Annotated in this window: 9 protein-coding genes; 8 read left to right on the forward strand and 1 reads right to left on the reverse strand. The window is 53.7% G+C overall.

Annotated features, from left to right (window positions below):
- Positions 1 to 27: 27 nt before the first annotated feature.
- From cobM to H6G52_RS10825, 8 genes are all read left to right on the forward strand, one after another.
- Entirely contained in the window at positions 28 to 843 is an 816-nt protein-coding gene (cobM, locus tag H6G52_RS10790; protein WP_190528223.1) for a precorrin-4 C(11)-methyltransferase, read from the forward strand.
- Positions 844 to 1,037: 194 nt separating this feature from the next.
- Positions 1,038 to 2,606 carry a class I SAM-dependent DNA methyltransferase gene (locus tag H6G52_RS10795; RefSeq protein ID WP_190528225.1) on the forward strand — a complete coding sequence of 523 codons (1,569 nt, stop codon included), beginning with the start codon at positions 1,038 to 1,040 and terminating at the stop codon, positions 2,604 to 2,606.
- A 73-nt stretch (positions 2,607 to 2,679) separates the two neighbouring features.
- Entirely contained in the window at positions 2,680 to 3,762 is a 1,083-nt protein-coding gene (locus tag H6G52_RS10800) for a virulence RhuM family protein (protein WP_199312331.1), read from the forward strand.
- A 26-nt stretch (positions 3,763 to 3,788) separates the two neighbouring features.
- On the forward strand, positions 3,789 to 5,090 hold the full coding sequence (locus H6G52_RS10805; RefSeq protein ID WP_190528227.1) for a restriction endonuclease subunit S: 1,302 nt from the start codon (positions 3,789 to 3,791) through the stop codon (positions 5,088 to 5,090).
- Complete coding sequence (locus H6G52_RS10810) at positions 5,090 to 5,539, forward strand: hypothetical protein (RefSeq protein ID WP_190528229.1); 450 nt, start codon at positions 5,090 to 5,092, stop codon at positions 5,537 to 5,539. Before H6G52_RS10805 ends, H6G52_RS10810 begins: the two co-directional genes overlap by 1 nt.
- Complete coding sequence (locus H6G52_RS10815) at positions 5,536 to 6,294, forward strand: DUF1828 domain-containing protein (RefSeq protein WP_190528230.1); 759 nt, start codon at positions 5,536 to 5,538, stop codon at positions 6,292 to 6,294. Before H6G52_RS10810 ends, H6G52_RS10815 begins: the two co-directional genes overlap by 4 nt.
- A gap of 15 nt (positions 6,295 to 6,309) precedes the next feature.
- Positions 6,310 to 6,906 (forward strand): hypothetical protein, encoded by a 597-nt coding sequence (locus H6G52_RS10820; protein WP_190528232.1) that lies wholly within the window; start codon positions 6,310 to 6,312, stop codon positions 6,904 to 6,906.
- 45 nt (positions 6,907 to 6,951) lie between these two features.
- The gene (locus tag H6G52_RS10825) at positions 6,952 to 10,089 is read left to right on the forward strand and encodes a type I restriction endonuclease subunit R (RefSeq protein WP_190528234.1); all 3,138 of its coding nucleotides are present in this window, start codon (positions 6,952 to 6,954) and stop codon (positions 10,087 to 10,089) included.
- Positions 10,090 to 10,110: 21 nt separating this feature from the next.
- Here the strand turns inward: H6G52_RS10825 and mfd are convergent, their stop codons facing one another.
- The gene (mfd, locus tag H6G52_RS10830; protein ID WP_190528236.1) at positions 10,111 to 13,626 is read right to left on the reverse strand and encodes a transcription-repair coupling factor; all 3,516 of its coding nucleotides are present in this window, start codon (positions 13,624 to 13,626) and stop codon (positions 10,111 to 10,113) included.
- Between the last annotated feature and the right edge of the window lie 775 nt (positions 13,627 to 14,401).

Genomic DNA, 14,401 nt, shown 5'->3' on the forward strand with positions numbered 1-14,401 from the left:
TCCGATTCCAGCCCTGCAATCAATCCCATGACCCCTTTGCCTGAGTCGGCCCTCGATCGCCCCGCCACCGTACGGATTGTGGGCGCGGGGCCCGGTGACCCCGACCTCATTTCCGTGCGAGGTCAAAAACTCCTGGCGGCGGCTGATACGGTCTTTTTTGCTGGCTCCCTTGTTCCGGAAGCGATGTTGAGCCATTGCCGGCCAGAGGTGGAAGTGATCGACACCCGATCGCTCGTCTTAGAAGATTGGTTGCCCACGTTGATCGATCGGGCCCGAGCCGGAAAACAGGTGGTGCGACTGCAAGACGGCGACCCCTCCCTCTATGGCGCACTCCATGAAGTGGTGGCCCAACTGTTGGAGCAAGAGATTCCCTTTGAAGTGGTTCCCGGAATCAGCGCCTTCCAAGCGGCCGCCGCCCGTTTGGCTGTGGAGCTGACCGTGCCCAACCTGGTGCAAAGCATCATCCTCACCCGGGCCCGAGGCGAAACCCAAGTGCCCGACGCGGAAGATCTAGCCAGCCTGGCCGCCCACAAAGCCAGCCTTTGTCTGTACCTGAGTGCCCACCATGCCCAGCGGGCCCAAGACCAGCTCACGGCCCATTACCCACCGGAGATGACCATCGCGGTTTGCTACCGAATCGGGTGGGAGGATGAGCGAGTGGTGCTTTGCCGGTTGGATGAGTTGGCCAGCATCACCCACCAGGAAAAACTAACTCGCACCGTTCTTTATGTGATTAGTCCAGCCCTGGATGCCATGACCACGGCCACCACCGCCCGATCGCGCCTTTACAGCGGCGATCACCGCCACATTTTCCGCCCCAAAGCCAGCCAAGCCCAGACTTGAGGGAATCAACTACCCATCGCTGAAATGGGTATAGCCCAGCAGCAATAGAGTTTCGAGTAGTGCCAGAATTCAGTAATGATGAGCGACTGTAAGCCTCGCGGTGTAAGCGATCCGTTACCGAAAGCCATCACCACACAGGCACTACTCGCTTCTGAATATAATGGTCTCTTAACTCAGAATTGATCCCTATCTCCATGCCGAAGTCTGCCGCATCCACCACTAATCAGGGTGCCAACCTTGGTTATGAGTCCGACCTGTTTAAAGCAGCGGATAAGTTACGGGGCAACATGGAGCCATCGGACTATAAGCACGTTGCCTTGGGCTTAATTTTTCTGAAGCACATTGGCGATCGCTTTGAAGGGCGGCGGCAAGAACTGATCGCAGAATTTCCCGATGATTCGGAAGTTCTGGAAGACCGGGACGAGTACACAGCCGAAAACGTTTTTTGGGTTCCCCCGGTGGCCCGGTGGTCACATCTGCAAGCCAACGCCAAACAGCCGACGATCGGGAAGTTGATTGATGAGGCAATGTTGGCGATCGAAAAAGAGAATGCCTCACTCAAAGGTGTGCTACCGAAGGAATACGCCCGGCCAGCACTCAGTGCAGTGATGCTGGGTGAATTAATCGATCTGATTTCCAATATTGCGTTGGGCGAGACTCAGGATACTGCCAGAGATGTTTTGGGGCGGGTCTACGAGTATTTTTTGGGTCAATTTGCCGGATCGGAAGGCAAGCGGGGCGGCGAGTTTTACACGCCCCGATCGGTTGTGCGGGTGATGGTGGAAATGCTGCAACCATTCCAAGGGCGGGTCTATGACCCCTGTTGTGGTTCCGGCGGTATGTTTGTGCAGTCGGAAAAGTTTGTGCAAGATCACGCGGGGCGAATTGGCGACATTGCCATTTATGGCCAAGAGAGCAACTACACCACTTGGCGACTGTGCAAGATGAATTTGGCGGTTCGGGGGATTGATTCCGATATTCGTTGGAATTCTGACGGATCATTTCATAAGAACGAATTGCCCGATTTGCGCGCCGATTTTATTTTGGCGAATCCGCCCTTTAATATTTCCGATTGGGGTGGCGATCGCCTGCGGGAAGATGGGCGCTGGAAATTTGGCATCCCGCCAGCGGGCAATGCGAACTATGCCTGGTTGCAGCATATTTGGCATCATTTAGCCCCCAGGGGAACGGCGGGCGTGGTGTTAGCAAATGGGTCGATGTCGTCGCAACAGAGCGGTGAGGGTGAGATTCGCAAGGCAATGATTGAAGGGGATGCGATCGACTGCATGATTGCGTTGCCGGGTCAGTTGTTTTATTCAACGCAAATTCCGGCCTGTTTGTGGTTTTTGGCAAAGGACAAATCAAACGGCATTGCGAGGGATAAAAAGCTGCGCGATCGGCGGGGAGAAATCCTATTTATTGATGCCCGCAAGTTGGGTTACATGGCCGATCGCACCCGTCGCGAATTTAGCGATCAGGATGTGGCGAAAATTGCGGACACGTACCACGCTTGGCGCGAAGGCAGCGGCTATGAAGACGTGGCGGGCTTTTGCAAATCGGCGAGCTTAGACGAAATCCGCGGTCATAATTATGTGCTCACGCCGGGGCGGTATGTGGGGGCGGCGGCAACGGAGGAGGACGATGTGCCCTTTGAGGAGCGGATGGCGGAGTTGACGGCAACGCTGGCGGAACAGTTCAAGGAGTCGGCAAGACTGGAGGGGGCAATTCGGGAGAATTTGCGGGGCTTGGGCTATGACTTTTGAGGCCTTTTGCTAGGCGGTGGTATCGATTCCTGATATTTGTAGTTGTTCGATCGCCCATGGGAAGGCTGAAGCGATGGCAGATATGGAAATTACTGGCGATGTTCCGCAGGCTCCGGGGGGGCAAATTCTGATTTATCAGGATGGGGGGCTGAATTTACAGGTGCGTTTGGCTGGGGAGACGGTGTGGCTAACCCAGCGCTTGATGGCTGACTTATACCAAGTCTCGGTTAAGACCATTAATGAGCACCTTGTCAACATTTACAGCGAAGGTGAACTGGACTCGTCGGCAACTGTCCGGAAATTCCGGATAGTTCAAACGGAAGGAGCGCGGCAAGTCAAGCGAAACCTCGACCATTACAGCCTTGAGGCGATTTTGGCGGTGGGGATGCGGGTGCGGTCGGCGCGGGGGACGGTGTTTCGGCAGTGGGCGATCGGGCGTTTGGGGGAACTCCTGGTGAAGGGGTTCACGATGGATGATGAGCGCATCAAGGCGGGGCGGACGCTGGGGGATGACTATTTCGAGGAGTTGCTGGCGCGGATTCGGGATATCCGATCGTCGGAGCGGCTGTTTTATCAAAAGGTCTTGGACATCTACGCCACGAGCATTGATTACGATGGCAATGCGGAGGCATCGCAGCTATTTTTTAAGACGGTGCAAAATAAGATGCACTGGGCGGCCCATGGTCACACGGCGGCGGAAATTATCGCAGAGCGGGCGGATGCAAACCAGCCGAATATGGGTTTAACGTCTTGGAAAAATTCACCCCATGGCAAGGTTCGCAAGGGAGATGTGGCAATTGCCAAAAATTATTTGAGTCAGGATGAGTTAGAGACTTTGAATCGGATTGTGTCGGCGTATTTGGAGTTTGCGGAGCTTCAGGCGCTGAATCGAAGACCGATGTATATGAGCGATTGGATCACAAAGTTAGATGATTTCTTGAAGTTGTCGGATCGGGAAATTTTGACCCATGCGGGCAAGATTAAGGCGGCACTGGCAAAGTCAAAGGCGGAGGCGGAATACGAAAAGTTTAGTGTGATGCAGTTGGCGGAACCACAACCGGTGGATGATGATTTTGGCGAGGTTGTGGGCAAGGTTAAGGAAATTGAGGCGACAACGAAGCGAAAAACTACCCGTAAGAAAAAGAGTACTGATTGATAAGAAGGTGGCAGAGAGGAAAATCAATGAGTAAGTGGCAAGAGGCTTACCTGGGAGAAGTAATTAATTTTTACTCTGGAGGAACTCCTTCAAAGGCACGATCAGACTATTGGGGCGGGGGTATACCTTGGGTATCGGCTAAGGATATGAAAAGCTTTTTCTTAGAAGATTCCGAAGACCATATCACAGAAGTAGGTTTAGCAAATGGAACTAAGCTCGCACCTGCGGGATCGGTGCTGTTGCTAACACGGGGCATGACTCTGCTTAACAACGTGCCGATTTGTGTTTTGCAAAGACCAATGGCATTCAACCAGGATATAAAAGCAGTTCGCCCGAAAGCTGGAATTTGTCAAGAATTTGTTCCATACCTTTTACTTGGCAATAAAGAAAATTTATTAAATCTTGTTGATCTAGCTGGTCATGGGACTGGTCGCTTGAATAGTAATGATCTCAAAACCTTGAGCATTTTATTGCCCCCACTCCCCGAACAAAAAGCGATCGCCCGCATGCTCTCTGCTCTCGACGACAAAATCGAGCTGAATCGGCGGATGAACGAAACCTTGGAGGCCATGGCCAGGGCGATTTTCAAGGATTGGTTTGTGGACTTTGGCCCCACCCGCGCCAAACAGGAGGGCCGCGCCGCCTATCTGCCGGAGTATTTGTGGTCGCTGTTTCCGGGGGCGATCGACGAGCAAACAGGCTTACCGCAAGGATGGTGGTTTAGAAAATTTGGGGATGTAGTCAGAAGCGTTTCCGAAACATACCCTCTGAAGACAAAATCAGAAGTTGTTTTTCTAAATACTGGAGACATTCTAAATGGAAGTTTTCTTCATGCCAATAAGAGTAATGTTTCTACTCTTCCTGGACAAGCCAAGAAATCGATTCAAAAGGGAGATATTCTATATAGCGAAATAAGACCGCAAAACAAGCGTTTTGCTTATGTTTATTTTGATGCTCCTGAATACGTCGTCTCTACAAAATTAATGGTCTTAAGACAAACTTCCGATATAAAGAGCTTATTCATCTATTTTCTTCTTACTCATCAAAGTAACATCGATTTCTTGCAAATGATGGCTGAATCGCGGTCTGGCACTTTTCCTCAAATTACATTTGATGTTGTATCAAGCATGGACTTTATTAATACATCAGACAATCGATTAATTCAGCTATTTACAGATGACTTTTTAGGAGTTGTTCATCAAAAAACTCTTGAGAATAATCTTCAGTCTCGCACCTTAGCCGACCTGCGCGATCGCCTCCTCCCCAAGCTCATGTCCGGCGAAATCCGAGTCAAAGAAGCCGAAAAAATGGCTGAAGAGGTGCTGTAGTGCTGAATCAGGAAGAATTTGAAGCGTTGATCAACGACCCCAATAAATTGATCGAAGGCGATATTACTTGGAAAAAAGAGCGATCGCCTTGGTCAGGGTTCAAAGTAAACATCATCAGCCCTTCGGACTATCCCATCGTTCTCAAAGGCAACTACAACCCTATTATTGCCAAGCTCACCTATGCCATCATTCACTGCCAAGTAGGGTGCATCTACAGACTCGATCTGGGCCAAGAACATCGCAACCCTGATGGCGAACGCATCGGGGAAACCCATAAACACCGCTGGTACGAACCCCTACGGGACAAACAAGCCTACGTTCCGCCCGATATTACCGCCCCCGCCACTGACCCCATCCAGGTTTGGCAGCAGTTCTGTCAAGAAGCAAAAGTCATCCATAATGGCATCATGACACCGCCCCCCGCCCCGCAACTAACCCTATTCCCATGACCTCCGCACCCTGCCAACTGATTGCAGACACCATCGGGCAACTCTACACCTGCTCCGAGGTGAATGGCTTGGTGCGGATTCGGACTCCCTATCTTTATCCCGACGGCGACGTAATCGACTTATTTCTTAAGCCCGAAACCCAAACCTTAACCGACCTCGGCGAAACCCTGCGCTGGCTAGATCTGCAAACGTTTCGGCAGTCCCTGTCTAAAAAGCAAGAATGGTTTCTGCAAGATATTCAAGTGACCTATGGACTTGAACTATACGATGGAATGCTGTTAGTTCGGGTGCAAAATAACCTAGCAGAAGCCATCACTCGACTCGCCCAAGGCGCGATCGCTGCATCTAATTTGTGGTTGCTGAATCGAACTCGACTCGCCAGCACGGTGAATGATGATCTTGCCGACCTTCTAGAAGAGCGTCAAATTCCCTATGAACGAGATATTAAGGTAGTGGGGCGATCGGCTCGCTCTTGGTCGATGGACTTTCAAACGAGACACCCACGACGCAGCACCTTAATTAAAGTTCTAAGCACCGGCAATCGGGGCGCAGCCAATAGCAAAGTGAATAACGCTGTGGCTGCTTGGGTTGACTTAAATCAATTGCAACTCACCACAGAACCATTACACTTCATTTCGTTATTTGATGACAGCTTAGATGTGTGGAGTTCTAGCCATCTCAGCCAACTTGCTGAATTTTCCAATATTTGCTACCTATCTCAGCCAGAAGAACTGATTGAACAATTGGTAACGTGATCTATTTGAACCGCTATGGCCTACAACAACTTCACCCTAAACTCCGTCAAAGACCTATTTAAACTCAAAGTTAAAGATGCTCCCTTCTGCGAAACCTTGCCGCCCGCAGAACCCTCGCCCGAAATGGCCAGCATTCTCGCCGAATGGTTCCCGATCGCCCAGGCCGCCCGCACCGAAAAAGCACTCTCTGAAATGTTGGTGAGTCCCATCCTGCTCGAAGCCAGAAAACTCGCCCACCGACAAGTACAACTCTTTTCGGGTGAAGAATTTGATGTCGATCGCGATCGGGGTCTGAATGGCTTCTGCGATTTTTTATTTAGTCGATCAGAAAGTCGATTAACGATTGATGCACCCGTCCTAATGATCGTGGAAGCCAAACGCGGCGAGTTGGAATCTGGCCTCGGCCAATGTGTCGCCGAAATGGTCGCCGCCCAAATTTATAACCAACAACAGGAACAGCCCATTTCAGTGATTTATGGCTCAGTCACCAGCGGCAAACTTTGGCAATTTCTCAAACTAGAAGCCAACACCGTCACCGTTGATTTGACCACCTATCCCGCCATGCCCGTCCAAAAAGTCCTGGGTATTCTGAAATGGATGTTAGTTCAGTGAAAAACCGATAACAGAAACCTTGATCAAAAATCAGCAGCTCCCGCCATGCCCTACCTCGGCGAAGCCCAGGTTGAACAACTCCTCCTTGAGCAATTCCAAACCCTCGGCTATGGCTACCGGGCGGATGTTGTGGTTAACCCCGACGGCTCCCAGCCAGAACGGGAAGCTTATGCCGATACGATCCTGAGCCAACGGTTGCGAACCGCCCTTGATCGCCTGAACCCAACGATTCCCGCCGCTGCACGCGATGATGCATTTAAAAAAATCATTGCCACCGAAAAGCCCAATTTAATTGAAGAGAATCGGCGACTCCATCAAGCCTTAGTTGAAGGAATTGATGTGGAGTTTTACGCCGAAGATGGCACGATTCGCGGTGATAAAGTCTATGCGATCGACTTTGCCAACCCCGACAATAACGATTGGTTAGTCCTCAACCAATTTACGGTCATTGAAAACGGCCACAAACGCCGCCCCGATGTGGTGGTTTTTATTAATGGCCTACCGATCGCCGTAATCGAAATTAAAAAACCCGGCAGCTCCACCGACACGCTCACCGCCGCCTATAATCAACTCCAAACCTACAAAGCCCAAATCGCCACGCTCTTTCGCACCAACGCCGCCCTCATCACCACCGACGGCCTCACCGCCCACATCGGCTCCCTCACGGCCGATCGAGAACGCTTCGCGCCCTGGCCCACGATCGACGGAATAGCGATCGCGCCCAAAGGTCAACCCCAAATGGCCGTGCTGATTGAGGGCATATTTGAAAAACAACGCTTCCTAGACCTCATTCAAAACTTCACGGTCTTTAGCGACTCCGGCTCCGGCATCCGTAAAATCATCGCTGGCTATCACCAATTCCACGCCGTCCACAAGGCGATCGACCGCACTGTTTCTGCGATCCAAACTGATCAAAAAGCCGGCGTAATTTGGCACACCCAAGGCTCCGGCAAAAGCTTCCTGATGGCGTTCTATGCTGGCCAACTGGTGCGCCATCCTGACCTACAAAATCCGACGATCGTTGTAATCACCGATCGCAACGACCTTGACGATCAACTCTTTGGCACGTTTTCCATGTGCCGCGACCTGATTCGCCAAACGCCCCAACAGGCCGACAGTCGCGAAGACCTGCAAGCCATTCTGAACCGAGCCGCCGGGGGTGTTGTCTTCACCACGATCCAAAAATTCGCCCCCACGAAAGGCGAAACCACCTATCCCACGTTGAGCGATCGGCGCAACATCATCGTGATTGCCGACGAGGCCCACCGCAGCCAATACGGGTTTAACGCCAAGGTCGATCGCACCACGGGCGACATGGCCTACGGCTTCGCTAAATATCTGCGCGATGCCCTGCCCAATGCCTCGTTTATTGGGTTTACGGGCACACCGATCGAGGCCAGTGATGTCAACACCCCCGCCGTTTTTGGCAACTACATCGACATCTACGACATCAGCCGCGCCGTGGAAGATGGCGCAACCGTGCCGATCTATTACGAAAACCGCCTCGCCCGCATTCAACTCCCCGAAGATCAAAAACCCCAAATTGATGCGGAAATCGAAGAACTTTTGGAGGACGAGGAACAATCAGAGCGGGTAAAACTGAGTCAAAAATGGGCTACGGTTCAAGCGCTAGTCGGCGCAGAATCTCGCCTCAAACTAGTTGCCGCCGATTTAGTTCAACACTTTGAAAATCGGGTTGCAGCTTTGATGGGCAAGGCCATGATTGTCTGTATGAGTCGATCGATTGGCATCAAGCTCTACGACCAAATCATCGCGCTCCGTCCCGATTGGCACAGCCTGGATGACAACACCGGCCGGATCAAAATCGTGATGACGGGTTCTGCTGCTGATCCCCTGGAATGGCAACCCCACATTGGCAACAAGGCCCGCCGCGATCTGCTGGCAAAACGCCTAAAAGACCCGGAAGATCCCCTGCAATTGGTGATTGTCCGGGATATGTGGCTGACCGGGTTTGATGCCCCCGACCTGCACACAATGTATGTGGACAAGCCCATGAAAGGCCATGGCCTGATGCAGGCGATCGCCCGTGTGAATCGGGTTTTTCGTGATAAGCCTGCGGGCCTGGTTGTGGACTACATCGGCATTGCCCAACGCCTGAAGGAAGCCCTCCGCGATTATTCCGCCCAAGACCAAGAACGCACGGGCATCGACGAAGCCGAGGCGATCGCCGTCATGCTGGAAAAGTACGATATTGTGCGCGCCCTTTTCCACGGTTTCGATTACCAACGCGGCTTGATAGGTACAGCTCAAGAACGTTTGGTGGTGATGGCTGAGGCGATCGAATGGGTTCTGGAAAAACAGCACCAAGCCGCCCAGCAAGAAACCGATGAAAACGCCCAAAAACGCGCCCACCGCCACTATCAAGATGTGGTTTTGGCATTATCCAAAGCCTTCGCCCTGGCCAGTTCTAGCGATCAAGGCCGCCAAATTCGCGATGAAGTGGGCTTCTTCCAAGCAATCCGCGCTGCGCTGGTGCAATCAACCGCAACTGCTCAACCAACCACGCCCGGCCGGGAATTTGCCGTCCAGCAAATGATCGATCGGGCCATTACCTCCACTGAAATGATCGATATCCTCAGGGCGGCTGGGCTGTCTTCCCCGGATCTTTCGATTTTTTCCGATGATTTTTTGCTGGAGATTCAGCAAATGCCCAAGAAGAATCTCGCCCTCGAAGCCCTCAAGCGATTGCTCAATGATGAAATCCACTCTCGCAGTCGCACGAATATTACCGAAGAAAAGAAATTTTCTGAGCGATTGGAAAAGGCGATCGCCCGCTATCACACCAACGCGATCAGCGCCGTTGAAGTGATCCAGGAAATGATTAATTTGGCTCGGGATGTCCAAGCCGCGCGGCAGCGGGGTGAGGAGCAAGGTTTATCTGCCGATGAAATCGCTTTTTATGATGCCCTGGCCGAGAATGAAAGCGCGGTTGAAGTGATGGGCAATGACAGCCTGAAAGTGATTGCCCACGAACTCTTGATCAGTTTGAAGTCAAACATCACGATCGATTGGGCCCATCGGGAAAGCGCCCGTGCTCGCCTGCGAACTGCCATTAAGCGCATTCTCAAAAGACACGGCTACCCACCAGATTTAGAAAAAGCTGCGATTCAAACCGTCTTGCAGCAAGCAGAAGCCCTATCCAGTCATTGGATGGGCTGCTAAGTCTCGGAAGCTCCGTTTTGTCTAGGAAGCCTTTAGCGGGGCTTCTGGTAAAGCACCTTGCATTCGACCTAGCCAATCGATCAAATTGTCCAGTTGCTGTTCCGGTTTCACCACACCCAACCCGCGCACCATCACCTTTTTCGGCATGTAGACAAAGCGCGATCGCAGGTGGTCGGGTAGGTTTTCCGCTAACAGCTTCCAAGCCGGTTCTTCCATCGGCGTTTCCAAAATCACGTGCTGTTTATTCTCGATCCGAATCCGAGAGAAGCCGAGCTGTTTAGCTACCTGTTTCAGTTCTATTACTCGCAACAGTTGTAGGCAAGCGGGCGGAATTGGGCCGTAGCGATCGCTCCAGTCAGCAGCGATTTCCGTGAGTTCCCGTTTGGTGCTGGCGGCGGCAACCGATCGATAGGCGCTCATCTTCTGTTCCAGGTCGGGAATGTAATCGTTCGGGATAAAGGCCGTCAGGTGCAAATCGATTTGGGTGTCGTCCACCTGCGGGATTTCTTGGCCGCGAATTTCATCGATCGCCTCTTGCAACATTTCCATGTAGAGATCGAAGCCGATCGCTTCCATTTGTCCCGATTGTTCCGCCCCCAACAAGTTACCTACCCCGCGAATTTCCATGTCGCGCATGGCGAGTTGATAGCCCGATCCCAGTTGGGTAAATTCCTGAATCGCGCGCAGTCGTTTGTGGGCGGCTTCTGATAGTAATCCCTGGCGGTTATAGAACAACCAAGCGTGGGCTTGCACCCCGGCCCGACCGACACGGCCACGCAATTGATAGAGCTGAGATAGCCCGAATTTTTCCGCATCTTCAATCAAAATCGTGTTGACGCGGGGAATATCCAAGCCCGATTCCACAATCGTGGTACAGACCAAAATATCCGCTTCACCACTACCAAAGGACAGCATGGTGGCTTCCAATTCGCCCTCGTCCATTTGCCCGTGGGCGATCGCAATTCGCAGGCTAGGAACCAATTCCACCAGTTGCGTTGCCACCTTTTCAATGCCTTCCACCCGAGGCACCACGTAGAAAATTTGCCCACCCCGATCGAGTTCTTGCCGAATGGCCGATCGCACCGCTTCCGGGTCGTAGGGAGCCAAGTGGGTTTGAATCGGGCGGCGGTTGGGCGGCGGAGTCGTAATCAAGCTCATTTCCCGAATGCCCGAGAGCGCCATATAGAGCGTTCGAGGAATCGGCGTGGCGCTGAGGGTCAACACATCCACTTGGGTTTTTAGGGCTTTGATTTTTTCCTTTTGATTCACCCCAAATCGCTGCTCTTCATCAACCACTAAAAGACCTAAATCTTTGAATTGAGTTGATTTGCTCAAGAGGGCATGGGTTCCCACCACAATGTCCAATTCTCCGGTGGCCAAGCGCCGTTGAATTTCCTTGCGTTCCTGGGGCGATCGAAACCGATTCATCAGCCCAATTTGAATCGGATAGGGCGCAAATCGTTCCTTTAAGGTGTGGTAATGCTGTTGGGTCAAAATCGTGGTGGGAGCCAACAGGGCGCACTGTCTGCCAGCGGTGACGGCCTTGAAAATCGCCCTCACGGCCACTTCCGTTTTGCCAAAACCCACATCGCCACAGACCAAGCGATCCATGGGGCGATCGCTCTCCATATCCCGTTTTACGTCCTGGGTTGCCTTTAGTTGATCCGGCGTGGGTTGGTAGGGGAATGAATCCTCTAGCTCCTGTTGCCAAGGCATATCCGGCGGCAGGGCCACGCCCCGCTGTTCCGATCGCGCCGCATACAATTGCAGCAAGTCCACCGCCAATTTCTTGATCGTTTTGCGGACTTTCGCTTTCGTTTTTTCCCAGGTTTTCCCGGTCATCCGGTGCAATTCCGGCGGGCTATCTTGGGTGCGACGATAGCGCGACAGGCTGCCCACTTGATCCGCCGCCACCCGCAATAATCCATCGGCGTATTGCAACACCAAATATTCGCGGGTTTGGTTATCAAAAACGATTTTTTCGAGCTTTAAAAACCGTCCAATCCCGTGGTTGCGATGCACCACATAATCGCCGGGAGCCAGCTTGTTGGGATCCACCTGTTTGGAGGTGGCGCGGCGACGTTTGCGCACATAACCGGGCGTGGCCAAGGCGTGCTGACCAAAAAACTCCCGATCGGTCAGCACCGTGATCCGATAGGTGGGCAGCACAAAGCCTTCGAGTTCCGCCAAGCCGGAATATTTGACCGCCACGGGGGTGTGGTTGCCCTGGAGCCGATCGATCGCCTGGAAGTCGCGCGGGCTGGGCACAAACTGCGCCGGACAATCGTGCTCTTGCAGCAGGGCCACGGAGCGGCTGGGCTGGGCCGACAGCAGCCAAATGGCGAATTTGCGATCGACCTCGCCGCGAATGAAGTCCGCCAACTTGCTGAACTGGTGTGGTGTGGGCGGCACGGGCCGGGAAGCCAAATTAATCGGCCGGGGCGGGTTGGCAATCAGGGGCGAGGCCACCTCCGTCGCCAGCTCACTGAGAAAGAAGCGATCGAACCGATCGAGCGCCGCCAACACCTCGCCAAAGGTGCGGTGAATCGGTCGCAGGGGTTCCCCGTGGGGCAAGCTGTCCGGGTGTTGATTGACGATCGCCCAATGCTCGCCCACCTGCTCCACCCAGCGATCGGCATGGCCCCCGCAATGGTCGATCTCATCGATCGCCACGATCGTCCCCTCGGGCAGATAGTCCAGCAAGCAAGCCGGTTGCTCAAAGGCCCGCCCCAACAGCCGCCGCACCCCCTCCGCGTCCGATCGCAACTCCGCTTCCGCCTCCGGTTCGTCCACGGGTTCCGGTTCCCAACCCAAGGCCGCCCGGACGATCGGCCCAAAATCCGTCGGAGTCAGCACCACCCGCGCCACCGGATCGAGCGATCGTTGATTAGCCGGGTCAAACTCCCGAATCCGCTCCAAAGCGTCGCCAAACCACTCCAACCGCACCGGCAATTCCGACGACACCGGGAACACATCGATGATGTCGCCCCGCTGGCTCCACTGGCCCTCCGTTTCCACCAAGGAAACCCGCTCATAGCCCAGCCGTGCCAGCTTGCGCCCCAAATCGCTCAAATCCGACTCGGCCCCCGGCTCCAGATTGATGCAGTAGGGATCAAAGGCCGCCACGGGGGGCAAGTGCGGTTGCAGGGCGCGCTCGGTGGTGACGATCGCGATCGGCTTCGGGTCACTGTGGAGCGATCGCCCCCGCAAATCCGCCAACACCTGCAACTGGCCCCAGAGGGTTTCCTGCTCCGGGTCAAAGGGTTCGTAGGGCGAGGCTTCTGAGGTGGGATAAAAATGCAGCGCCCCAAACCCCATCTCTTCCATTTGGGCAGCCCAGCGGCTGGCTTCCTCCAGCGTCGCCGTCACCACCAGCAGCGATCGCCCCCGCGCCTGGGCCAGCGCCGAAATCGTGAAGGCCTTGGGCAACTGGGCCGCGCCGCTAAAAATCAACTGGCGATCGCGATCGAGCCGTCCTAAAAACTCCTCCGTCAAGGGAGACCGCTGCAAGGCACGAACGATCGACGCGAAAGCCATAATCCAGACCCCTTAAAACCTGAGAAGCGCACCAGAATCCCCACCACAGGGAAATTGTGGCTCTTTTGAAGCGTTAGCGCGAATGGTTAACCCTTCTGATTCTAGGAGGTTGTTGGGTACATTTACCGACCGGGCGATCGGGGGCGAAACCGCTCAGGAGCCGTAGGGTGAGTGGGAGAACGTTTTCGGGGTGACGATTTGGCTGGTTTGGCTCCCACGCACCGTCGATCGCCTCTCGGGATCACGAGTTGGTTGATTTGCGTCAATGGCAGCGGTGCGTAGGGCACAAACCCAATGACAGGTATCCGCGAACCGTTGCCCTGCGCACCCTGCGATTATGGCAAACCTGTTAATTCTCAGGGGCGGTAGGGTGCATGGGAGAACGCCCCAACGGTTACGAGATGCTTGATTGGCACTCCCATGCACCGAGGATTGAGCGCTGCCCAACCGATCGGGGATTGTCGTTGCTTCGGGATGGGTGGCGGTCAATCGACAAACCGTAGGGTGAGTGGGAGAACGTTTTCGGGGTGATGATTTGGCTGGTTTGGCTCCCACGCACCATCGATCGCCTCTCGGGATCACGAGTCGGTTGATCTGCGGCAATGGTGGCGGTGCGTAGGGCATAAACCCAATGATGGGTATCCGCGAACCGTTGCCCTACGCACCCTTGTATGTGGAAGGCGGTGGAGAAGGAAGGTTAAGCTCAGGCATAATCGACCATCTCCCATCCGGTAGAGACTCTGGACGCACCCTCAAGCCTTGGAGCTTGGCTCGT

Source organism: Limnothrix sp. FACHB-881 (assembly GCF_014698135.1).
In the GTDB taxonomy this organism is placed as follows: Bacteria; Cyanobacteriota; Cyanobacteriia; order CACIAM-69d; family CACIAM-69d; genus CACIAM-69d.